This is a genomic window from Actinomadura mexicana (genome assembly GCF_900188105.1).
GTDB classification, from domain to species: Bacteria; Actinomycetota; Actinomycetes; order Streptosporangiales; family Streptosporangiaceae; genus Spirillospora; species Spirillospora mexicana.
Genome location: NZ_FZNP01000001.1, coordinates 82,802 through 105,910, shown reverse-complemented (window position 1 = coordinate 105,910; position 23,109 = coordinate 82,802). Strand labels below are relative to the sequence as shown.

Genomic DNA, 23,109 nt, shown 5'->3' with positions numbered 1-23,109 from the left:
CCGCCGCCGGCCGCGCGGGCGACACCTGGTGGCGCACGAAACCCCGGCACTGCCCGAGTAGGTCGTCCACCTGCGGAAACACTGACAGGGACGGAGTCGAGTCCAGGAGGCCGGTGAGCGAGATGTCCCGTCCCGACGAGGTGTCGGAGGAGGAGCGGCTGCTGAGTGTGGCAGGAAGGCTGCTCAGCGAACTGGGATACGACGCGGTCACCAACGAGATGATCGCTGAGGCGGCGGGGGTCGACCTCGCGACGCTGGTCGAAGATTACGGGGGCAAACGCGACGTCTTCGTGACGGTACTGAGGCGAGCCCACAGGCGGCGCATCGAGCGGTTGCGAGCGGTGGAGGCCGTCTACACCCCGGATCTCGACGGCCTGCAGCGGCTTCTGGACGAGTACCTGGACCTCTGCCTGGAGACCCCGGAACTGGGCGCCTTCTGGATGCAGCGCTGGCTGTCGGACGCGAGTGACATCCCGCGGCTGGACGCCCTGTTCGGCGGACCCGAACTCGGCCGGGTGATCGCGATGGTGCGCGGGGCCGTCGCCGACGACCTGGACGCCGGCATGGTCATGCGCACGCTCACCTGGTCCATCCTCGCCTTCTCCCAGAAGGGCATCGTGGACACCGACGGAGTACGGCAGGAACCTCACGACCCGGAAACGCGGCGGAGGTTCCGCACGCACCTCCACCAGCTCGCCCGCCACCTCGTCGCCTGACCGACGGCACCGGCACAGGCAGGGCGCGCCGCGCCGCCTCCAGCCCACCGGTCACCCGGCCCGGCCGCAACCGGGCGGCCCACTCGGCGAAGCGAACCTCGATAAGTCGGCGACTTGTGGCCTAACCTGCGGGAACAACTCATCGCAGGCCGACCGGACACGCCCTGCCGGGTGGGCCCTGCCGGCATCCGCCCGCCCCGTCACCGGGTCAGAGGTAGCCGCCGCCACCGCCGTAAGGCATCCAGTCGCGAAAGATAAGGCACCTTCCGTACGACAGGCACGGCCCTCGGCGCGCATTTTTGTTGCGTAGCCCCGGTCCGTCTGCGCGGATGCCAGGCGCGGCCGGGGCGCCGACCATCCGAGGGTCCGAGCGACCTGATCCGCGGGGAGCCAAGCAATGATCAAGATCGCGATGTTGTCCGGGAGCCTCCGGGAGGGCTCCGCCAACAGTGCCGCGATCCGCGCGGCGGCCCGCTTCGCTTCCGAAAGCCTGGGAGCCGCGGTCGAGGTGGAGACCGGCCGGCTCGGCGAGATCCCTCCCTACAGCGAGGACACCGAGGAGCGCGGCTGGCCCGAGCCGGTCCGTGCCCAGCGGGACCGGCTGGCCGGCGCCGACGCGCTCCTGATCTCGACGCCGGAGTACAACGGAAGCGTGCCGGGGGTGTTGAAGAACGCGCTGGACTGGCATTCCAGACCCGACGGGCAGGGCGTGCTCGAAGGCAAACCCGTGGCCACCATGAGCGCGTCCTCCTCCAGTTTCGGGGCGGCCTGGGCGCAGGAGGACCTTCGGTTCGTCCTGACACAGTGCGGAGCGACGCTCATCAACGACGACCCGGTCGTCCTGCCCAACGCGCTCGACGCGCTCGACGAGGCGGGGGAGCTCACGGAGCCCGCCGCCCTCAGGGCGGTCGAGGCCCTCACCGCGATGACCGTCGACCACTGCGCCGCGATCGTCCGCGTTCTGACCCACGAAGACGGCCCGAGGAGAAGGTATGTCAAGTCATATGAGTGAGGGCCGGGACCCGACGATCTCCGACGAGGGGCATCACGAGGCGGCGGGGCTCGCCACGCGAACCCTCGGGGCATGGCAGATCGTCGCGCTGGCGCTCGCGTCGCAGACGCCCGCCGTCGCCCTGGTGACGGTGCCCTTCCTGCTGGTCGTGACGGCCGGGAACGGGAGTTGGCTCGGCGCCCTGATGGCCGCGGCCGCGACGGGCTGCGTGGGGATCGCCGTCATCACGTTCGCCAGGCGGTACGTCGTCACCGGCTCGCTCTACTCCTATGTGTCCTACGTCTTCGGTCCCTGGGCGCGGCTGCTGGTAGGAGCCAGCCTCCTGCTCGGCTACGTCGCCCTCATCGCGGGAGTCCTCCTCCTCACCGGCATCTTCGCCGCGAGTTTCGTGGCGGCGATCGGCGTGCATCTGGCGCTGGGCGACGGGGGTATCACGCTCTTCGCGGTCCTGGCGATGGTGATATCCGCGGCGCTCGCCTACCGCGGTCTGGACGCGAGCGTGCGAACGGCGGTCGTTCTCACGGTGGCCACCCTCCCCATCGTGCTGCTGATCACGATTGCCACCGCGCTGCACACCGGGCTGGCCCTCGGTGACCAGTTCTCGCTCCACGACGTGACGTGGGGCGGTGTCTTCCAGGGCGCCGCCGCCGGCGGCGTCTTCCTCGTGGCGTTCGAGAGTTCGGCGGCCCTGGCGGTCGAGACGCGCCATCCGAAGCGCAGTGTCCCGCTCGCCGTCATGTGCATTCCCATCGTGCTCGGTTCCGCCTACATGCTCGCCGCGGTGATGCAGGTCCCCGGCCTGAAGGCCGCCTCGGACGCGCTGAACGAAGGCGGATCGCCCGCCGCGGTGCTGGCCGAGCAGGCCGGTCTCGGCACCGGGCTCGCGACGGCGACCGACCTGGTCCTGGCCGTCGCCAACATCGCCTCACTGATCGCGTTCGTGAACTACGGCTCGCGCTTCGTCGCGACGCTCGCCACGGACGGTCTGCTGCCGGCGGCGATGGCGAAGGTCCATCCGCGCCACCGGAGTCCGCACGTCGCGATCATCGGGCTCTCGGCGCTCGCGTCGGTGTTGCTGCTGGTGCTCGTCCGGCTCTTCCCCGACGATCTGCTGACCCACGTCTTCCCCGCGATCTCCACCCTGACCGTCTACATGTGGATCATCCCCTGGGCCCTCGTGTGCATCGGATGCGTCGTGCTGGTGGTGCGGGAGCGGCGCGCTCGTCCGGCGCTCATCGCGGCGGTGGTGGTCGGCGCCGCGGGGATGCTCTGGATCTACGTCAACGGGCTGGTGAACGAGCCCGCTCCGCCGGTGAACGCCATGTCCTACGTCTGCCTCATCGCAGCGGGCGCGGTGTTCGGCCTGTTCTTCGTGCTCGACCTGCGCCGCCGCAGGCGAAGCGCCGCAGGAGAACAGACCGCCTCTTCGAGTGCCGGAACGGCCGGCGCCCGAGCGCACTCGTCCGACGGCCTGTGACACCACGGCGGGTCCGGGTGCCCGGCTCCGACCGGTGATCCGGCGCCCCGGCACCGACGCAACGCGAAGGACGGAGACGACCATGTCCAGCAGCACGGAATCCAGCACGGCATCCAGCACGGAATCCAGCACGGCCGAAGTGACCGAGTTCGCCGAGGGCGGCTACCGGTATCTCGCGGCGGTCTTCCAGTACTCGGGCGGCGTGGCCGCGTCGCCTGGATTCGCGATCGAGCGCGTCCGCTTCCGGCGGCCCCTTCCCCTCGCGCAGGGACTCGCGGTGGTCGAGACCTATCTGGAGGCGATCGGCCGCCCCACGACGGCGTTCTGCGCGTGCCAACTGCGGTCGCCGTCCCAGTTCAGTGACCAGCAGTTCGCCGACTTCAACCGGAACTACGTCCAGACGCTGGAGCGCTGGGGCGTCTACCGCGACGGAGCCAACCCGGTCGCCCGCACGAACGTCTGCCCCACCACGGAGAGGCCGGCCACGCCCTCGCTCCATTCGTTCTCCTACACGGTGCCGACGGACGGCGAGAGCCGGACGTTCGTGATCGCGGGTGGCGCCGAGGCCCCGGAAAAGGGCGAGGACTACCGCGACGCCATCGTCCGGCTGGGGGACACCTCCCTCGACGGACTGCGCGAAAAGATGCGCTACGTCAGGGAAGAGCAGGAGCGGCGCCTCGAAGCCCTCGGGTTCTCGTGGCAGGACGCGCATGTTGTACAGGCGTACTCCCGCCACGATGTCGGCTCGTTGGCATACGCCGAACTGCTCGGTCGCGGAGTGGGCGTACACGGCCTGACCCTGTACTCGGCCAGCCCACCCGTCGCGGACTGCGAATACGAGATGGACGCGAGCACGGTGCTTCGCGAAGTGCTGCTGTAACCGGCATCCCGGACTGACGCCACCACCACCCGCAATCGATGCGGCAGAAACCAAGGAACTGCGTTATGCGGCTCGCCACGTTCAGGAATCCGTCCGGCCACGACTGCTACGGCGCCGTCACCCCGGCCGGGATCATCGACCTCAGGCGCCGGCTGGGCGGCCGGTATCCCGATCTCAAGTCGTTGATCGCCAAGAACGGCCTCGACCAGGTGCGGCGGCACCTCGACGATCTGCCCGACTACACCGAGTCGGAGGTGACCTGGCTTCCGGTGATCCCGGAGCCGGACAAGATCATCTGCGTCGGGCTCAACTACGAGGACCACCGCATCGAAGCCGGTCTGGAGAGCACGGACCACCCCGCTCTCTTCCTGCGCTCCGCGGGGTCCCAGACGGGCCACCGAGGGCCGATCGTGCGTCCGCGGGAGTCCGACACCCTCGACTACGAGGCGGAGATCGCAGTGATCATCGGAGAGCCGGGCCGCCGGATCCCGCAGGCGGCGGCCTGGAACCACGTCGCCGGATACAGCTGCTACAACGACGGTTCGATCCGTGAGTGGCAGAGGCATACGCGGCAGTACACGGCGGGCAAGAACTTCTCGCAGACCGGCGGATTCGGCCCGTGGATGGTGACCTCGGACGAGATACCGCCGGGCGCCGTTCTGGGCCTCTCGTGCCGGCTCAACGGCGAGGTGGTGCAGCGGTCCGGCACCGATCAAATGATCTTCTCGATCCCCCGGCTCATCGAATACATCTCGACCATGCTCACCCTGGTGCCCGGCGATGTGATCGTCACGGGCACCCCTGCCGGGGTGGGGTCGCGGCGGACCCCGCCGGTCTGGATGAAACCCGGCGACAGGGTCGAGGTCGAGGTCGAGAAGGTCGGCGTCCTGGAAAACGTGATCGTCGGTGACTGACCGCCGGCCCTCCTGGTCACCGATCCACATCAAAGGGGAGTTGAAATGACACGCCAGCAGGTGCGAACCGCCGATCTGAGCCGTCCGAGCGGCCACTTCTCCCAGGCGATCGTGAGCGAGGCTCGGGGGAGGCTCGTCTTCGTCTCGGGCATGACGGCACGCGGTACCGACGGGTCGGTCGTCGGCCCCGGTGACATCGAGGCGCAGACGCGGCAGGTCTGCGACAACCTGGTCCGGGCGATGGAAGCGGCGGGCGGGAGTCTGGACGACATCGTCCGGGTCGACGTCTACGTGCGGAACATGGAGCACTTCGAGCAGATCCACAAGGTGCGCCGCGAGTACTTCAACAGCCCGCCACCGGCGTCCACCCTCGTGGAGGTCACCAAGATGGTGTCGCCGGAGATGCTCATCGAGATCAACGCGATCGCCGTCGTGGAATGAACGAGACAGAAGAGATGTGCTCCGCGCCGGCCGGTCTCGATCCGAGCTACTTCGAGATCTCGGAACTCGGGCCGCTCCTGGCGGAGGGCAGCGTCTCACCGACGGAACTCTGCCGGACGCTGCTCGCGCGATGCGACCGCCTCGAGCCCCGGCTCAACGCCTTCATCTCGCTCCCGGCCGACCGGATCATGTCCGACGCCCACGCCGCGGAGCGGGAACTGGCCGAGGGGCGGAACCGCGGACCGTTGCACGGCATCCCTGTCGCGGTGAAGGACTCGTGCTGGACGCGAGGTGAGCGGACGACCTCGGGTGCGATGGCCATGAAGGACTTCGTACCCGACCACGACGCGACGGCCGTGGCCCGTCTCCGGGCCGCGGGCGCGATCATCTTCGGTAAGACGAACCTGCCGGAACTCGGCTACGGCCCCGTCGACGAGTACCACTTCGGCTCGACCCGCAACCCGTGGGATCCGCGCAGATTCTCGGGCGGTTCCAGTATGGGCTCGGGGGCCGCGGTGGCGGCGGGCATGGTGCCCGGCGCGCTCGGCACGGACACGACCGGCTCGATCCGCAACCCCGCGGCCTGGTCCGGTGTCGTCGGTCTCAAGCCGACGTACGGCCTGGTGCCGTTGCGGGGAGTGACACCGCTGGCCGCGTCGCTCGACCATGTCGGCCCGATCGCCCGCTCCGCCAAGGACTGCGCCCTGCTCCTCGACGCCATCGCGTGCCACGACCCCGAGGATCCGGCATCCGAGGTCGGGGGACGTCCCCCCGGTTATGCGAGCGCGCTGGACCGTCCGGTGCGCGACCTCCGGATGGGCGTTCTGCGGGACCTCTGGGCGCCGCTGCCCCCTGACATGGCGCGAGCCCTGGACAGCGCTCTGCTGGTCCTGATGACGTTCTGTGACCGCCTCGGCGACGTCGCCGTGGCGACATGGGACTCGGCGGCCGAGGCCGGTCCCGTGCTGGTGCGCTGTGAGGCCGCGACTCACCACAGGGCGTTGCTCGAAGAGCACGGCCCTGAACTTCTCCCTCAGGTACGTGAACGGCTGCTGGCCGGCCTTGACACCTCGGCGCCCGATCACGTCGAGGCCCAGCGGACCGCGAAGGAAGTCCGACGCGAACTCAGCCTGCTGTTCGAGGACATCGACGTTCTGGTGCTGCCGTCCCGTGAGAGCACCGCGCCGCGCATGGACGCCGCCGGCCGCCGCCTGGACCCCGACAAGGGACCCAGGTACGCGGTGCCCGCCAACATCGCCGGACTGCCGGCCATCACGATCCCGTGCGGGTTCGATGACGACGGTCTGCCCGTCGGACTCCAGTTGGTCGGACGTGCCTGGGGAGAACGGGCCCTTCTGGCACTGGCCCATCGCTTCCAGCAGGCCACCCACTGGCATCGCAGCCATCCAGTACTTCCCTGATTCGACCATCCCTCGATTACGAGGCACCGCAGCGAAAAGGAGCGACCCATGTCGCAGGAGCAGGTGAACAAGCCGCTCGTCGTCCTTCGAGAGGACGGGGTGCGTTACAAGCAGGGACCGTCGCTGTTCAAGGCCACCGGTGCGCAGACCGGTGGGCGGTTCGACTTCTTCGAAATGGAGATCGAATACCTGACCGGCCCGGGGCTGCACAGGCACGCGAACCAGGAGGACACCTTCTACGTCCTGGAAGGCGTGCTGACCGTCCAGACCGGCGAAGAGCTCCATGAACTCGGCCCTGGAGACTTCATCAGCATCCCGCCCGGGGTGCCGCACACCTTCGACAACACGCGCAAGGGCCAGCGCGCGGTCAAGGTGATCAACCTGATGACGCCCGGCGGGTACGACGGGCTCTTCGCCGAGAACGAGCATCTTCCCGAGGACGCCGATCCCGCCGAGATCGACCGCATCAACGCCAGGTACGAGGTCACCTACGTCGGCCCGAGCCTGGGGGAGAGTCTCGGCCTGACCTGACGACAGCGAATCATCGGCCTTTGATCGGGGACTGTTGTGAGTGACATGCTTTCCGGCATCACCGTGATCGACGTGAGCCGTGCCCTCGCCGGACCGCACGCCGCGATGATGCTCGCGGATCTGGGCGCTCGGGTGATCAAGGTCGAGTCGCCGGGCGGTGACGACAGCAGAAGCTGGGGGCCGCCGTTCATCCTCGACGGCGACCAACGTGAATCGACCTATTTCCTGTCCTGCAACCGCAACAAGGAGTCCGTCACCGCGGACCTCAAGACCGCGGAGGGCAGACTGCTCCTGGAGCGCCTGGTGAGGCACGCGGACGTCCTGTGCGAGAACTTCCGGCCGGGCGTGCTCGCCAGGCTGGGGTTCTCGGCCGAGCGCCTGCGGGAGCTGAACCCCGGTCTCATCACTCTGTCGATCACCGGGTTCGGCCACGACGGCCCGGAAGGCGGGCGCGCCGGTTACGACCAGATCGCGCAGGGCGAGGCGGGGCTCATGAGCGTGACCGGCCCCGAAGCCGCCGTGCCGACGAAGGCCGGCGTCCCCATCGCCGACGTTCTCGCCGGTATGTACGGCGCCTTCGGCGTCCTGGCGGCGCTGCACGAACGCGGCGCCACGGGCCGGGGGCGCGTCGTGCGCACCAGCCTGCTCGCGGCGATCGTCGGAGTCCTGGCCTTCCAGGGAACCCGCCACACGGTGGCGGGGGAGGTGCCGACCGCCACAGGCAACCACCATCCGGCGATCGCCCCGTACGGGCTTTTCGGCACCGCCGACGAACCGATCCAGGTGGCCGTCGGCAGCGAGCCCTTGTGGCGGCGGTTCGCGCCGATCGTAGGGCTCGACCCGGCTCATCCCCACTTCGCCGCCAATCCGGACCGGGTGGCCAATCGTCAGCAGCTCGTGGCTGAGATCGAGCGCGTGTTCTCGTCCGCGTCCGCGGATCACTGGCTGGCACTGCTGGACGGCGCCGGAGTCCCCGCCGGCAGGGTCCGCACCCTCAAGGAGGTGTTCGCCTGGGAGCAGACGCTCTCCCAGGGACTGCTCATCGACGTCCACCATCCGTCGGCCGGGCCTCTCCGGTTGCCGGGACCACCGCTGCGGTTCGACGACCAGGCCTACGCCGGTGCGCGTGAACACCACCTGCCCCCACCGCGACTCGGCCAGCACAACGACAGCGTCCGCGCATGGCTGGACGGCCTCGAACGCGCCGCCGGGCAGGAGGACCTCCATGGCCGCTGATCCGGAGCGGCCCGGCGCCAGGCACCTGATCGATCTCATCGTGGACGAGGGGTCGTTCCAGTCCTGGGACGTGCCGGCGCGCGCACCGCGCCACCTCCCGGAGTCCTACGCCGCCCAGCTCGCCGCCGCCCAGAGTCGCACGGGCATGGACGAATCGGTGCTGACCGGCGCCGGACGGGTGCGCGGCCACCGGGTCGCCCTCCTCGCCTGCGAGTTCTCCTTCCTGGCCGGTTCCATCGGCGTGTCGTCCGCCGAACGCCTGGTGGCCGCCATCGAACGGGCGACGGCCGCGCGGCTGCCGCTGGTGGCCGCACCGGTGTCCGGCGGGACGCGGATGCAGGAGGGCACACTGGCCTTCGTCCAGATGGTGAAGATCGCGGCCGCGGTCGCCGAGCACAAGGCCGCCGGGTTGCCTTACCTGGTCTATCTGCGCCACCCGACCACCGGCGGTGTCTTCGCATCCTGGGGATCGCAGGGCCATGTCACCCTCGCCGAACCGGGCGCCCTGCTGGGCTTTCTGGGTCCGCGCGTGTACCAGGGCCTGTACGACCGGCCGTTCCCTGCGGGCGTGCAGGTGGCGGAGAACCTGTTCGAGCACGGCCTCGTGGACGCCGTGGTCGAGCCGGCAGAGCTGGCCGATGTTCTGGGACGCGCCCTGGCGGTGCTCTGCGGTGATCGCGGCCGTCCGGAACTCCCGGAACCCGCGGGGGACACCGTCCGTCCCCACGACGCGACGGTCTGGGACTCCGTCGTGAGGTCGCGCAGGGCCGCGCGTCCCGGCGTCCTGGACCTGCTGCGACACGCGGCCGGCGAGCTGCTGCCGCTCAACGGCACGGGCCGTGGTGAGGCCGATCCCGGGATGCTCCTGGCGCTCGCCCGATTCGGGCGGACGCCCTGCGTCCTGCTGGGACAGGACCGGCACCGGCAGATCGGGCGTCCCCTCGGGCCGGGGGCGTTGCGGACCGCACGCCGCGGGATGAGGTTGGCCGGCGATCTCGACCTGCCCCTGGTGGCGGTCATCGACACCCCGGGCGCGGAACTGTCGGCGCGGGCGGAGGAGGGCGGCCTCGCCCAGGAGATCGCCGGCTGCCTCACGGACATGGTCACCCTGCGCTCCCCGTCGCTGGCCCTGCTGCTGGGACAGGGCGCGGGCGGCGGCGCGCTCGCGCTCCTGGCGGCCGACCGCGTCGTCGCGGCCCAGCACGCCTGGCTGGCGCCGCTGCCGCCGGAGGGGGCCAGCGTCCTCGTGCACCGCACACCCCGGCGCGCACCGGAGATGGCGGGATCCCAGGGCGTCGGCGCCGCCGCCCTCCTCGCGGACGGGATCGTCGACCGCGTCGTGGCGGAACTGCCGGACGCGACCGACGAGCCCGAGGAGTTCTGCCGGCGGACCGGAGCCGTGATCCGCGAAGAGCTGGCTCTGCTCCTGGCGAAGACACGGCCGGCGCGCCTCCGGGAGCGCCGTGCCCGCTACCGGAACCTCGGCGTCGCCGGCACGCCCGCGCCGGCGCCCGGTGGACGCCGGCAGGCCTAGGCCGACTCCTCGAAGATCCGGAGCCGGTGCGCCATGGCCGCGGCCTCGCCCCTGTTCGCGGCGTCCATCTTCGTCAGGATCCTGGAGACGTGCACGCTCGCCGTCTTGGCGGAGATGAACAGCTCGTTGGCGATCTGCCGGTTGGTCCGTCCCAGCGTGACGAGCCGGAGCACCTCGCCCTCCCGGGCGGTCAGGCCGAGCTTGGAGCCGACCGTCTCCGACTCCTCGTCGCCGGCGGGCTCGGCCAGCGACAGCTGCGCCCGGCTCGCCAGGGAGTCCACCGCCCCCCGGAGGCGCTGGGAGCCCAGGTTCTCGGCGATGCCGGCCGCGCGCCGCAACCGCTCTGCGGCGGCCGCCCGGCTGCCCCTGGCGAGCAGGCCCTCGGACGAGTGGAGCAGAGCCCACGCCAGCGGATACGGCTGGAGGGCGCGCTCCCACGCCATGAGTTCCGCTTCCCTGGCCCGCCATCTTTCTGACGTCGGCGCCAACGAAGCGGTGACCGAGGCGCACCATGCGCGGTCGGCGTCGCTTCTGATGGACGTATCCGCAGCCGTCCCCTGCAGGGTCTTCAGGGCGCCGTCGTGGGGTTGCGGGTGCAGCCGGGCGGGCAGCAGCCGTGCCCGGGCCCCGGCATCGACGAGCGCCCGCGCTCCGACGGCGAGCATCGGCCACGCGCGGCCAGGCGCCAGGTGGGCGGGGTACGCCTCCAGCGCGTCGAGGACCGTGTTGAGAGCGGCGCCGGCATCCCCCTGCTGCAGCAGAACGGTGGCTTCGAAGGTCGCCTGGCGGAACTGGTTCGCCGCGGTGTCGAACTTCCCGCCGAACAGACCGCGGATCTCGTCGAGCAGGTGGGCGGCCGACTCGGTGTCCCCGCGGGTGGCCAGGATCTGCCCCTGGACGGCCAGGATCGTGGCGCGGTACGCCCGCGGAGGCTCGAGGTCGATGGCATGGGAGAGGACTTCGAGCGCCTCGTCCCACATGCCGGACGAGAACAGCGCTTCGGACAGGCACGCCGCGACACGGACCCCGAGCGTCCGAGCCAGCCCGACCTCGGCCGCTCGCCGCACGCCGACCCGGGCCGTGGCGGCCGCCTCCGCGTGATGCCCGAGATCTTCGAGGACCGAGGTCTCGTTCATGTAGGACGTGATGACGAGCGTGGGCGCCGTGATCCGATCGGCCAGGTCGCGTGCGGCGGCGAAGTCGGCCCTCGACGTCTCGATGTCGTCTTCGGCGACCAGCCCCGCGAGCGTGATGACCGCGTTCGCCTCGCTGTAGGGGTCGGGGATCTCGCCGGCCAGCTTCAGCGCGTCCTCGGCGAGACGGCGTGCTTCGCCGGCCTCGCCTTCGACCCAGAGGCGCTGTGCGAGATGACTGAGGAGGCGGGTCCGCAGGGGGCTCGGAGATGACTCGGGCAGAAGGCGCAGCGCCTCTCGCAGCTCGCTCGTCACACCGGCGATGCCGAGCCGGGACCGGATACGTGCTCGCCGTTCGAGAATCTGTGCCGCCAGCCGGGGGTCGCCCTCCGCCCTGGCGGCGTCGAGCGCGTCCGCCGCGAGCGACATGCCGAGGTCGATGTAACCGCTGTCGTCCGCGGCCTCGACGATGTCGCGGAGCACGTCCCCCCGGCCGACGCCGATGATCTTCGAAGGATCGTCGACCAGTCGCCAGAGTTCGAGGACGCGCTGGAGCATCCGGAGGCGTTCGGGGTGCGCGAGCAGGTCCCTGCCGTCCCGCGCGGCCTGCCAGGTCGCGGCCAAGGCCGGCACCGGCTCGCCGGCGGCCGCCCAGTGGCGGGCGACCTCCCCCGGGGCATGGCACAGCACCGGCGGTGCCAGCGACGGATCCCGGTCGATCGCCTCGGCGAAGCGGCGATGGAGACGCTTGCGTTCCCCAGGGAGGAGGAGCCCGTCGTAGACGGCTTCGACGATGAGCGTGTGCCGGAAGCGGTATCCGTCGTGATCCGTGGCCAGAATCCGCTGGTGCACCGCCGGCCGGAGGGCCTCCTCAAGATCCTCTTCCGAAAGCCCCGACACCGCGCCCAGGACGGTGTGTCCGACCTCCGCGCCGCCGACGGCGGCGACACGGAGGACGCGCTGGGTGGACGCGGGAAGCCGCTCGACCGGAGCGATGAGCAGGTCGCGGATCTGCCCTCCGGGAAGCTCCCCTGGCGAGCACTGCAGCAGGGCCTCCACGAACAACGGATTCCCGCTGCTGCGGTTCATGATGTCGTCGAGCAGCGTCTCTTCGGGTGGGCGTCCCAGCAAGGCCGCGGCCTGCAGGGCGACGGCCGCACGCGGCAGTCCCTCCAGTTCGATCTGGAGGACGTGGTCGCGCTGCCGCAGTTCGGCCAGCGGCCCCCGCAGGGCGTGACCATGGGGAAGATCCCGATAAGTGATGATCGTGAGGAGAGACGACTCGTGCGCGTGGCCGACGACATAGGACAGCAGATCCCAAGTGGACTGGTCGGCCCAGTGCACGTCCTCGATCACCAGCACCACCGGCTTCTCCCGCGCCAACTTCTCCAGGAGGGTGAGGAACGCGTCGAACATCCGTGCCCGGGTGCCCTCGTACGGCGGCGGCGGCTCGGCGAAATCGGGCAGCAACCAGGCCAGCGCGTTGACGACGGCCGTGGAGAGACCGGACCGCAGCGCGTCCAGACCGACCTGCCGGACCAACGACCGGAGCAGGCCGACGAAGGGCGCGTATGACGGTGCGTCGCCGAGATTGAGGCATCCGCCGATCAGGAAGGTCGCGTTCGCGGCCGACTGCTGGAACCGGCGGATCAGGGCCGACTTTCCGATCCCGGACTCGCCCGTGACGAACACCGCTCGGGGCAGCCCCCGGCGGGCCTCCGCATGCGCCTCTTCCAGGACCTCGACCGCCTCGCGACGCCCGACGAACGGGGGCGGGCATCCCTGGTCGGTTGTGCTGGCCTTCATCGCGGCTCACTTCTGGTCAGGCGCAGAGCATGTGGTGCCACCCAACGTTGCTCCCGGCCGCCTTCAGACCCCTCGCGGCGTTTCGATCTGTTTCCGTCGCACTGCTCAAAGCCTGCCGATCGCCTCGATCGCTACGCGACTCATGCTATACCGCTGTTTTCGCCCTGACCATGTTGACCAGGCGTTCGTCACCCGAAGCCATGCCGAGGCAGGCAGGGCCCGGGTCGGCCGCGACGCCGGTCGGACGTCGAGATGTCGGGAGATCGTGGGCTCTGGGGCGCGGTCGTCCGCGGTCACCAGTATTGTGTGCGGGCTCGCGAGTCGACCTGGGGGCCGGATGGGAACGTCGCTTAAGCCGGACGCGGACTCAGGGATGCGGCGGTGGCTGCTTCAGGGGCTGCATCGCCCGGGGCACAAGCCGGGGCCGCACAAGAAGAACCCCCATCACGAGGACGCGCCGCACAAGCAGCACGCCTGGTGGCAAGTCATGTGCCTGACCGGTGTCGACTACTTCTCCACTCTGGGCTACCAGCCGGGCATCGCCGCCCTGGCCGCCGGGGCGCTGAGCCCGATCGCCACCCTGCTGCTCGTGGGGCTGACCCTGTTCGGCGCTCTTCCGGTCTACCGTTCGGTGGCGGGGCAGAGTCCGCACGGGCTGGGGTCGCTGTCGATGCTGGAACGGCTGCTGCCCGGCTGGCGCGGCAAGCTCCTGGTGCTGTTCCTGCTCGGCTTCGTCGCCACCGCGTTCATCGTGACGATCACGCTGTCGGCCGCCGACGCCACCGCGCACCTGCTGCACAACCCGTTCGCCCCGGACGCGATCGCGGGCTGGCAGATCCCGGTCACGCTGGTGCTGATCGCGGCACTGGGCGCGGTCTTCATGGTGGGGTTCAGCGAGGCGATCTCGATCGCGGTCGTCCTGGTCGCGGTGTACCTGGTGCTGAACGTCGTGGTGGTGGGGACGGCCCTGGCCAAGGTGGCGTCCGACCCGGGGCTGGTCACCGACTGGAGGCACGCGCTGACCGCCGACCACTCCAACCCGCTGGTGATGGTCGCCGTCTCGCTGTTCGTGATGCCCAAGCTCGCCCTCGGACTGTCCGGGTTCGAGACCGGGGTGGCCGTGATGCCGCTGGTCAAGGGCGACCTGAACCGGCGGATCCAGGGCGCGCGCAAGCTGCTGACGACGGCCGCGGTCATCATGAGCGTCTTCCTGATCGCCTCCAGCTTCGCCACCAGCGTGCTGATCCCCGAAAAGGAGTTCGAGGAGGGCGGGAAGGCCAACGGCCGCGCGCTGGCCTATCTCGCGCACGAGAACCTCGGGGAGTGGTTCGGCAGCGCCTACGACCTCAGCACGGTCGCGATCCTGTGGTTCGCCGGCGCCTCCGCCATGGCCGGGCTGATCAACATCGTCCCCCGGTACCTGCCGCGCTACGGGATGGCGCCCGACTGGACCCGCGCGACCCGCCCGATGGTCCTGATCTTCACTCTGGTCTCGTTCGCGCTCACGCTGCTGTTCGGAGCCGAGGTCGAGGCGCAGGGCGGCGCCTACGCCACCGGCGTCCTCGCGCTGATCCTCTCCGCCGCAGTCGCCGCGACGCTGGCGTCCTGGAAACGGGGCCGCCGCCGCGCCGCCGCCGCCTTCGGCGTCGTCACCCTGATCTTCACCTACGCCACGATCGCCAACATCGTCGAACGCCCCGACGGCCTGGTGATCGCCGTCGTGTTCTGCGTCGCGATCGTCGTCACGTCGCTGATCTCCCGCGCCACCCGTTCGACCGAACTGCGCATCACCGACGTCGAGTTCGACCAGAAGGCCCGCGAGCTCCTCGACCGGGCCGGCGAGTTGCGGATCATCGCCAACGAGCCCGACGAACGCGACCGCCAGGAGTACCTGGACAAGGCGCAGGAAGCCTGGGAGCTGCACCGCCTCCGCGCCGAGGAGGGGCTGCTGTTCCTCGAACTCACCGTCTCGGACGCATCGGAGTTCGAGTCCACCCTGAGCGTCACCGGTGAGGAGCGGCACGGATACCGCGTCCTGCGCACCGAGACCCCGAGCATCCCCAACGCGATCGCGGCGATCCTGCTCCACATCCAGCACGAGACGGGCAAGCAGCCGCACGTCTACTTCCACTGGGCCGAGGGCAACCCGATCGGCGCCCTGCTGCGCTACCTGGTCTTCGGCGGCGGCGACGTCCCGCCTCTGACCCGCGAGATCCTCCGCCAGGCCGAACCCGACATCGAACGACGCCCCGTCGTCCACGTCGGCTGACACTCCCGGACACCGGCCGCGTTCCTTGCCGGTACCGGGTCCGGACCGGCTTCACCCCTGGAGGCGCACGACGTACTTCCCCTCGCCGCGGCCCTCGGCGAGCGACTGGTGGACGGCGGGGACGTCCGCGAGGGAGCCGACCTCGTTGAGCGCGAGGTCCAGCCGGTCCTCGGCGAGCAGGTCGAGGGCGCGGCGCAGCCCGGCGGCCGCGCGGCCCGGCGCCGCGCTCCACAGGCCCCTGATGCTGAACCCGCCGACCGAGAGGTTCCCGCCGATCAGCCGTCCCGCCGGTGGGAGCGGCTCCAACCGCCCGCCCTCCGCGTTGCCGAACAGCACGACCCGGCCGCCGGGCGCGGTGACCGCCAGATCAGTCTCCAGCATGGCCGTGCCCAGCGGGTCGAGGACGAAGTCCACCCCCGCGCCGTCGGTGGCCTCCCGGATCGCCTGGACGAGATCGTCTCCGCGGGCGACGACCGCGTCGTATCCGCTTCTGAGGGCCGATGCGGCCTTCTCCGGACGGCCCACCGTGCCGATGAGCCGTCCTCCGCCGAGCAGGGGCACCAGCTGTGCGAAGGCGTTGCCCATGCCGCCGCTCGCCGAGTGCACCAGCACCGTCCTGCCCGGCTGGAAGCCCGCGGCGTCCTCCAGCAGGAGCAGCGCGGCGGTGAGCATGAGGGGGGCCGCCGCCGCGAGCCGGGCCGGGACCCCGTCCGGCACCGGCACCACGTACTCGGCACCCACCAGGGCCACGTCGGCAAGGCCGCCGGTTCCGGTGAACGCGGCCACCCGCTGTCCGGCGGTCAGCCCCGAGACGCCGGGACCGGTCTCCCGGACCGTGCCGGAAGCCTCCATGCCCGGGGCGTACGGCCAGGAGGAGGCATAGCCGGTGTCGCCGCGCCGGGCCATGACGTCGAGGAAGTTGATCCCGGCGTAGGCGACGTCGATGGTCACCTGACCTGGGCCCGGTCGTGGCGTCTGGACCTCGCGCACCTCGGTGCGGTCCGTTCCCCGCGAGGGCCCGGTCATGATCAGGGCTTCCATGGCAACTCCTCCGATGTTCGTAGTACGTCGAACATCGTACATATCTTGTACGATGTTCGTCGAACGAGAGAGGTGGGAAATGCCGAGATCGCAGCGGCGCCGCCCGGCGCTCATCCATCCTGACCCGGCCGAGTTCGACGTGCTGGACGTCCTGCACGCGCTGTCGGACCCCACCCGGATGACGATCGTCCGGACACTGCGCGCCTCGCCGGAGCGAGCCTGCGGAACCTTCCCGGTGGATGTCGCACCCTCCACGCTCACCCACCACTTCCGGGTGCTGCGCGAGGCCGGCGTCATCCGCCAGCGCGAGGACGGAACGCGTCGCTGGACCACCCTGCGGGAGGGCGACCTCCAAGAACGCTTCCCCGGCCTTCTGGACGCGGTCATGTCCGCCTACGAGGAGCAGTCGGGCCGCTCCCGGCAAGCACCGTGATGTTCGTCTGGCCGGACCGGTCAGCCGGCGGATGCGAGCACGACCGGCTGGATGATGCGGAACGCCCACCCTGCGGGGTCTCCGCGGTCGATGATGAGCTCGGCTTCGGCTCTCTGCCCATGGAACTCCAGCCGGCCCCGGATGTGGACCCATGCGCCCATGCGGCCATGATGCCGGAGACCGGAGCCGCGGCGGCCTCGGTCCTTCAACAAGCAGATCGGGATGCCAGCCGGTCAGGTCAGGCGATCCGAGTTCTCGTTGGCCTCGGCGCGAACGGCATCGGCGAAGGAGCCGTCGGCTCCCTCATCCGTTTCCGTGCTCTCCTGGTAGATGAGCCAGCATCCGCGGATGCCGTCGAGAAGGTCTTCGAGAAGGTCGTGCGCGGGCCGCATGGGGTCGAGCGGGGTGGTGCGGAGCGTCTGGAGGAGGGCGTCCCGCAGCCGGGGATCATGGTGTTCATCGGCGAGTTCGTCCGCCTGGCTGATGCAGTCGCGGATGGCGTCGATATCGGGGACCCTGCCTTCGGCGGCTGTCATGGCATCGCGGATCATCCCGGTGATCGCGTCATAAGGGGAAAGGCCGACTTCCAGGCTCTCCAGCACTGCGGTGGGCGTGGCATGCGCGAGGGCTTCGATGTTGTCGGCCTCCTCGACGATCTGGGTCGGGGCCAGCCCGGACGTCTCGGCCGCGACATCGGCGGCCGCCTGCAGCCAGTGTGCGGTCGCGATGGAGGCGGCGACGGGATCGACGTCGGTGAACAGAGCGAGGCTGCCGAGCGGGTGGTCAGAAAGGATCCTGTCGGCGGCCTGGACCTGCGCCGGCGAGGCGCCGGCCCGGGTGAGCGCCACGGCCTGCCGAGCGCGGCCGGTGAGGTCGCCGAGTTCCGCCTGTTCGACCGCGTTCATTTCACTCTGGATCTCCGCCACGATCCGCGCGGTCAATTCCGCGTCGCCCGCAGCGTGCAGTGCCCGGCCGGCCTGATGTGCCGTCTCCTCGACGAGATTGTAGGACTGGAGGAGCATGCCGTCGGTCGGGAGATTGGGCTTGGCCAGAGCATCGGCGACCGTGGTGAAAGCCTCCCGATGGTGTTCGCGGCGCCGCCCCTCACTGTTCTCGCTCTGGTCCTCGGCCGCGGATGCCGGGTGCGTGTAAGTGCGCCAGGCTTGTTTCGAGAGGAGCGTCAGAGCATGAGCGAGATGCTGAGCCTTATCGCCGGTGACCTTCTCTGAGAGCTCCGCGACGGTGAAAGCGGCGTTTCCCATCCCGGTGTCCCAGAAGACCGACAACGCATGGCGATCCCCGTCGTAGGCGTACGTGCTCAACATCCCTCCCTGACCTCGACGCCTCCAACCCTCCCATTCCCAGCTACGAGGAGTGAAGCGAACACCCCCCCGCAGGACCGCACCGTCCGAGCGCCAGATGGCGGAGCGGCTCCAACCCGCCCGGCCCCGCCTCTCGGCCGAGCGCACGGCCTTGCCGGGCCGTCGAGCCGGGCGTCCGGGCCATCGGAAAGGGGCGCCGCCCGGCCTGGCGGCGGCCGTCGTCACGGCCGCGGCACACTCGCCTCAGGAGAGACGGAAGGCGAAGAGGGTTTTGTCCTGGGTGGCCACGAGGGTGCGGTCGCGGGTGGTGAGCGCCCATCGCTTGGTCGGCGCGGAGGCGGGGGCGGGGTGGTTCCAGACGAGCTCGCCCGTTTCGGCGTCCCAGCCGTAGAGTCCCGCGCCGGTGGCGCCGGTCACGCCAAGGCAGATCATTCCGCCGGCGGCGATCAGCCGGGCGGGGCGGGTCGCGGGCGTGTTGACCGACCAGACCCGGCGGCCGGTGCGGGCGTCGAGCGCGATGAGCTGCGGATTGTCGAGGATGTAGGCGTACTTCCCGCTGACCAGGAAACTCCGCTCCTGCCCGCCGGGCGAGGCCGGTGTGTAGGTCCACCGCTCCCGGCCGGTGGACGCGTCCAGGGCGTACAGGGTCGGGCTGCCGGTGTAGACCGTCCCGCCGGCCACGGTGAAGCCCGGCGAGAGCTGCTTCTCGCGGGCGGGCTCCGCCGCGGCCTTGGGAAGCAGGGCGGTCCAGAGCCTGCGGCCCGAATCGGCGGCCAGCGCGTCGAGCCTGACGCCCGACGGGTTGCGGAAGATCAGGTTCCCGCCGCCCTCGGGGACGACGGTCAGGCTCCCGTCCGGATCGGCCCAGCGGAGCGCGCCCGTCGCGGTGTCGAGCCCGATGAGCAGGCTGTTCGTCCCCTGGACGCCGATCGCGACGAGGGTGCGGTTCGTGATGCCGTAGAGGAAGTCGATGGACGTCTTGGAGGACCACTCGTGGGCCCAGAGCCGCGTGCCGGTGGCGGCGTCCACGCCGATGATGGTGCGGTTGTGCCCGGCGAGGACGAGCGTCCCGCCGTCCGGCCCCATCAGCTCGGGGTTGGCGATCACGTCGCCCACGTCGCTGGTCCACCTGACCTTGTGGGACTCGTCAATGGCGATCAGCCGGTCGCCGCCTTCCGGGACCCCGTAGATCAGGTTCGGTCCGGTGGCCGCGACGGAGAACTCGCCGGACCACAGCCGCCGCCCGGTTTCGAGCGAATGGCAGCGGTAGAACTGCCTCTCGTCGTGGGAGACGACCGTCCGGGAGAGGGCCTCGCCGGAGAAGGCCCGGTCGCCGAGGTCGTCGATCGTCGTCCGCCACAGCAGCTTCGGCGGAGCGGGCCTCCGTCCGGCCCCGCCGCCGGCCGCGGCCAGTGCCGCGGCCGTCCCGCCGCCGATGACGGCGAGTCCCGCGGCGGCGGCACCGCCGAGCAGCAGCCGCCGGCGGGTGCGGGCCTTGGCGATCTCCCGCAGATCCAGGAGGAGCGTGTCCTCCCGCTGCCGCAGCTCCTCGCCGAGGGTGCCCGGAAGCCAGCCGGGGGCCACCGGCTCGGCCGCCAGCAGTGACGGCAGCAGGCCGGTGGGCGGGCGTTCACCGGGGTCGCGGCTCAGGCACGCGGCCACCATCCGCTCCAGGGAGGCCGGTACGCCGTTCAGATCGGGCGCCTCGTGCAGGGTCCGGTGAATGACCGCGGGCAGCTCGTCCCTGCCGAACGGGGGACGACCGGTGGCGGCGAAGGCCAGCACGGCCCCGAAGGCGAACACGTCGGCGGACGCGGTGAGCGTCCCGCCGCGGATCTGCTCCGGGGACATGTAGCCGGGGGAGCCGATGATCTGCCCCTCGGAGGTGAGCGCCCGGGTGGGCCCGTGGGCGGACGCGTCACGGTCGGCGGCCCTGCTGATGCCGAAGTCGATGACCCGGGGCCCGTCCTTGGCCAGCAGGATGTTGGCCGGTTTGAGGTCGCGGTGCAGCAGCCCCGCCGCGTGGATCGCGATCAGCGCCTCGCCCAGCCCGGCGCCGAGCGTGCGCAGCAGCGGCTCGGGCATCGGCCCGTACCGTTCGACCGTCTCCTTCAGGCTGAGGCCGTTGACGTACGCGGTCGCCAGCCACGGGACGGCCCCGTCCGGTTCGGCATCGACCACCGGGCTGGTGAACGCGCCGCCGACCCGCTGGGCCGCCGCGACCTCGGCCCGGAACCTGGCCCGGAACTCCGGGTCCCCGGCGAGCTCCGGCCGCACCACCTTGATCGCCACCGCCCGCCCGGCCGGGGACGCGCCCAGGTAGACCCGTCCCATGCCGCCCTCGCCCAGCCGCCGCAGCACCCGGTACCTGCCGATGCGGTCGGGGTCCTCGGGCACTGGCGGGGCCGTCACGAGTCCGCCCGGAAGCAGAGCAGCCGCTGATGATCGGTCGCGAAGATCGACGAGCCGGACACGACGACGTCCCAGTCCTCGGCGCGGGGGACGTCGCCCCAGTGCGCCCACAGCCCCCGGCCGGAGGCCGTGGCGGCGAAGAAGCCGTTGGTCGAGCCGTCGCTGAACGCGGCCGCGAGGACGTCGTCCGACGCCGCGTCGTGCCCCGGCTCGTCGACGAACTTCGCCGGGCCGGCCAGCGTCCACGCGGGGGCGCCGGTCGCGCGGTCGTGGGCGTGCAGGTCGTCCCCCCTGAAGATCACCTTGCCGGCCGCGAGCAGGACGGAGGGCGAGTCCGCGCCGGTGGCCCGCGACCACACCGTCTTCCCGCCGGCCGTGTCGACCGCCTGGAGCGTGTCGGCGAAGTTCCCGAAGACCCTGCCGCCGGCGACCGCGATGGCCTGGGTCGGCCAGTCCTGCCCGGATCTGGACCAGTCGACGCTCCGGCGCCTGCGACCGGTGGCGAGGTCGACGGCGCTGAGCGTGTGCTCGACATTGAGGTACAGGCCGTTCCGGTCGACCGCGCCCTCGACGACCGAGTCGGCGAGGGGAAGCCGCCACCGGGCCTTGCCGCCGGCGAGCTCCACGGCCCACACGGCCGGGGAGTCCTCGTCCGAGTACGTCCCCGATTCCAGCAGGACCGCGCCGCCGGCCACGCCGAAGACGGAACCGGGAAACGCGCCGTCGGGCATCGGCAGATGCGTCGGCTCACCGGACGCCGCGTCGACCAGGGTGATCGTCGTCTTCTCGTCGTCGGTTCCGCCGCCGTTCGGGAGGATCAACGTCGACCCGTGGACGGCGCAGCCCGCGAACATCCTGACGTCCGCCGTCCACAGCCGCCGCCCTGACGCGGCGTCGACCCCGTACGTCGCGTCGTCGCCGCCCCACAGCACGACACCGTCCGCGACCAGCAGGTGCGAGTCGTCGGACGAGACGGACGCGGGCGGGACGAAGGTCCACGCCGGCGCGGGCGCCGCGGCGAGGGCGGTCCCGCGGGGCGCGGGCCTGGCGGGCTTGGACTTCCCGCCCGCCAGGGCCCAGCCCGCCGTCCCGGCCCCCATGCCGGTCACGGCGACCGCCGCCCCGGCGGCCAGCCCCAGGACGCGTCGCCGCCGCAGGCCGCCGGGGACCGCCTCCTCGATCCTCGGCAGCGGCGGCGGCAGCGTCACGGGCCCGGACGAGATCCGGTTCGCCTCGGCCTCCCTGGCCGCCAGGGCCCGGCGCAGGGCGGGGGAGATGAGCGCCGAAGGGTCGGCGGGGGTCAGCGCCGCGAGCACGTCCGCGAGTGGAGGCCGCCGGGCCGGTTCCTTGTCCAGGCAGGCGGCCAGAATGCTCCGCAGCGACGCGGGCAGCCCGTCCAGACCGGGCTCGCCGTACATGATCTCGTAGAGCAGCGCGCCCGGGTCGCCCTCGCCGAACGGCCGGGCTCCCGTGGCCGCGTAGACCAGCACGCCCCCCAGCGCGAACACGTCCGCCCCGGGCCCCGCGTCCTTGGCACCGGCGATCTGCTCGGGCGCCAGGTACGCCAGCGTGCCGATCATGCCGCCGGTGCGGGTGATCTGCGTGGCGTCGACGACCTTGGCGATCCCGAAGTCGATGATCTTGGGGCCGTCCTCGGCCAGCAGGACGTTGCCGGGCTTGAGATCGCGGTGTACCAGCCCCGCCCCGTGGACGGCCTGCAGCGCCTCCGCGAGCCCCGCGCCCAGAGCGCGGACGGCGGGTTCGGGCAGCGCCCCGCCGTCCTCGACGGCCTCTTTCAGCGTCAGCGCGGGAACGAAGGCGGCGGCGAACCAGGGCTGCGGCGCGTCGGCGTCGGCGTCCAGCACGGGAGCCGTGTACAGGCCGCTGACCTTGCCCGCGGCGGCGATCTCGCGGCGGAACCGCTCCCGGAAGCCCGGGTCGCCGGCGGAGTCCGACCGGATGAGCTTGAGGGCCGCCAGCCGACCGCCCGGCGACCGGGCGAGGTAGACGACACCCATCCCGCCCGCGCCGAGCCGGGCGAGGACCCGGTACCCGCCGACACCGACGGGATCCCCCGGCTGAAGTGGCCCCATCCCGCTCCCACCTCGACAGAACAACTATGTCTGTAAGACTATCGAATCCTGACCACCAAACCCGGCGGGCATGTGCGGCCGGGGCACCGGTGCGCGGCCGGGCGCCCACCACCGGTGACCGGCACCCACGCCGCACGCGGCGCGGCGCGGCGCCCGGCCGCGCAAGCGGCGCGAGCGCCTTGGAGTCGGTAGCCTGATTCGTCCGAGGGTAAGTAAAGTGCTGGCTCGCGTCCCGGCAGAGGTTTTGATCCACTCGCGATCGACTCATACGGCCTCACCCACACCCGAGGCGATCACATGTTCGGAAAGTACACCGCAGTCGGACTAAGTACTGGCCTCCTGGTCGGTGCTGTAGGCACTTACCTACAAGATGTCGACCATCCAAACAGCGACTCCGTCATCGGAACCGGGGTGCTGGGGGCGCTCGCTGGGTTTCTT

18 protein-coding genes are annotated in these 23,109 nt (G+C 71.1%); 12 read left to right on the top strand and 6 right to left on the bottom strand.

All coding sequences use genetic code 11. The annotated features are described in order from the left end of the window. The first annotated feature begins 122 nt into the window (after window positions 1–122). The 10 genes from CHC11_RS00475 (at window position 123) to CHC11_RS00430 (ending at window position 10,162) form a co-directional block, all read left to right on the top strand. A complete protein-coding gene (locus CHC11_RS00475; protein ID WP_245918709.1) occupies window positions 123–716 on the top strand; it encodes a TetR/AcrR family transcriptional regulator in 594 nt (197 codons plus the stop codon). Window positions 717–1,113: 397 nt separating this feature from the next. Then, on the top strand, window positions 1,114–1,728 hold the full coding sequence (locus tag CHC11_RS00470; RefSeq protein ID WP_089309546.1) for an NADPH-dependent FMN reductase: 615 nt from the start codon (window positions 1,114–1,116) through the stop codon (window positions 1,726–1,728). After that, the gene (locus tag CHC11_RS00465) at window positions 1,721–3,205 is read left to right on the top strand and encodes an APC family permease (RefSeq protein ID WP_179278617.1); all 1,485 of its coding nucleotides are present in this window, start codon (window positions 1,721–1,723) and stop codon (window positions 3,203–3,205) included. The genes CHC11_RS00470 and CHC11_RS00465 overlap by 8 nt, the downstream gene beginning before the upstream one ends. Before the next feature lie 82 nt (window positions 3,206–3,287). Further along, on the top strand, window positions 3,288–4,085 hold the full coding sequence (cnbZ, locus tag CHC11_RS00460; protein ID WP_089309544.1) for a 2-amino-5-chloromuconate deaminase CnbZ: 798 nt from the start codon (window positions 3,288–3,290) through the stop codon (window positions 4,083–4,085). Between the two features lie 65 nt (window positions 4,086–4,150). Beyond that, on the top strand, window positions 4,151–4,999 hold the full coding sequence (locus CHC11_RS00455) for a fumarylacetoacetate hydrolase family protein (protein ID WP_089309543.1): 849 nt from the start codon (window positions 4,151–4,153) through the stop codon (window positions 4,997–4,999). A 45-nt stretch (window positions 5,000–5,044) separates the two neighbouring features. Continuing rightward, the gene (locus CHC11_RS00450; RefSeq protein WP_089309542.1) at window positions 5,045–5,440 is read left to right on the top strand and encodes a RidA family protein; all 396 of its coding nucleotides are present in this window, start codon (window positions 5,045–5,047) and stop codon (window positions 5,438–5,440) included. Continuing rightward, window positions 5,437–6,861, top strand: coding sequence for an amidase (locus CHC11_RS00445; RefSeq protein WP_089309541.1), 1,425 nt, complete (start codon window positions 5,437–5,439; stop codon window positions 6,859–6,861). The genes CHC11_RS00450 and CHC11_RS00445 overlap by 4 nt, the downstream gene beginning before the upstream one ends. 48 nt (window positions 6,862–6,909) lie before the next feature. Beyond that, window positions 6,910–7,392, top strand: coding sequence for a cupin domain-containing protein (locus tag CHC11_RS00440; protein WP_089309540.1), 483 nt, complete (start codon window positions 6,910–6,912; stop codon window positions 7,390–7,392). A 45-nt stretch (window positions 7,393–7,437) separates the two neighbouring features. After that, entirely contained in the window at window positions 7,438–8,628 is a 1,191-nt protein-coding gene (locus tag CHC11_RS00435) for a CaiB/BaiF CoA transferase family protein (protein WP_089309539.1), read from the top strand. Continuing rightward, window positions 8,618–10,162 carry a carboxyl transferase domain-containing protein gene (locus CHC11_RS00430; RefSeq protein WP_089309538.1) on the top strand — a complete coding sequence of 515 codons (1,545 nt, stop codon included), beginning with the start codon at window positions 8,618–8,620 and terminating at the stop codon, window positions 10,160–10,162. Before CHC11_RS00435 ends, CHC11_RS00430 begins: the two co-directional genes overlap by 11 nt. On the opposite strand, the gene CHC11_RS43230 is transcribed toward CHC11_RS00430, so the two are convergent. Next, a complete protein-coding gene (locus CHC11_RS43230; RefSeq protein WP_089309537.1) occupies window positions 10,159–13,101 on the bottom strand; it encodes a helix-turn-helix transcriptional regulator in 2,943 nt (980 codons plus the stop codon). The two genes, CHC11_RS00430 and CHC11_RS43230, sit on opposite strands and share 4 nt — an antisense overlap. A gap of 337 nt (window positions 13,102–13,438) precedes the next feature. On the opposite strand from CHC11_RS43230, the gene CHC11_RS00420 reads away from it, so the two are divergent. Next, the gene (locus CHC11_RS00420; protein ID WP_089309536.1) at window positions 13,439–15,370 is read left to right on the top strand and encodes an amino acid transporter; all 1,932 of its coding nucleotides are present in this window, start codon (window positions 13,439–13,441) and stop codon (window positions 15,368–15,370) included. Window positions 15,371–15,421: 51 nt separating this feature from the next. Here the strand turns inward: CHC11_RS00420 and CHC11_RS00415 are convergent, their stop codons facing one another. After that, entirely contained in the window at window positions 15,422–16,411 is a 990-nt protein-coding gene (locus CHC11_RS00415; protein ID WP_089309535.1) for a quinone oxidoreductase family protein, read from the bottom strand. Window positions 16,412–16,490: 79 nt separating this feature from the next. Here CHC11_RS00415 and CHC11_RS00410 point away from each other — a divergent pair, with 79 nt between their 5' ends. After that, complete coding sequence (locus tag CHC11_RS00410) at window positions 16,491–16,844, top strand: ArsR/SmtB family transcription factor (RefSeq protein ID WP_089309534.1); 354 nt, start codon at window positions 16,491–16,493, stop codon at window positions 16,842–16,844. Window positions 16,845–16,864: 20 nt separating this feature from the next. Here the strand turns inward: CHC11_RS00410 and CHC11_RS40975 are convergent, their stop codons facing one another. The 4 genes from CHC11_RS40975 to CHC11_RS00395 form a co-directional block, all read right to left on the bottom strand. Then, window positions 16,865–17,005, bottom strand: a complete 141-nt coding sequence (locus CHC11_RS40975) for a hypothetical protein (protein WP_179278616.1) — start codon at window positions 17,003–17,005, stop codon at window positions 16,865–16,867. Window positions 17,006–17,077: 72 nt separating this feature from the next. Beyond that, on the bottom strand, window positions 17,078–18,169 hold the full coding sequence (locus CHC11_RS00405) for a hypothetical protein (RefSeq protein ID WP_179278615.1): 1,092 nt from the start codon (window positions 18,167–18,169) through the stop codon (window positions 17,078–17,080). Between the two features lie 240 nt (window positions 18,170–18,409). Beyond that, window positions 18,410–20,578 carry a protein kinase domain-containing protein gene (locus CHC11_RS00400; protein WP_143226867.1) on the bottom strand — a complete coding sequence of 723 codons (2,169 nt, stop codon included), beginning with the start codon at window positions 20,576–20,578 and terminating at the stop codon, window positions 18,410–18,412. Next, the gene (locus tag CHC11_RS00395) at window positions 20,575–22,671 is read right to left on the bottom strand and encodes a protein kinase domain-containing protein (RefSeq protein ID WP_089309532.1); all 2,097 of its coding nucleotides are present in this window, start codon (window positions 22,669–22,671) and stop codon (window positions 20,575–20,577) included. Before CHC11_RS00395 ends, CHC11_RS00400 begins: the two co-directional genes overlap by 4 nt. Between the last annotated feature and the right edge of the window lie 438 nt (window positions 22,672–23,109).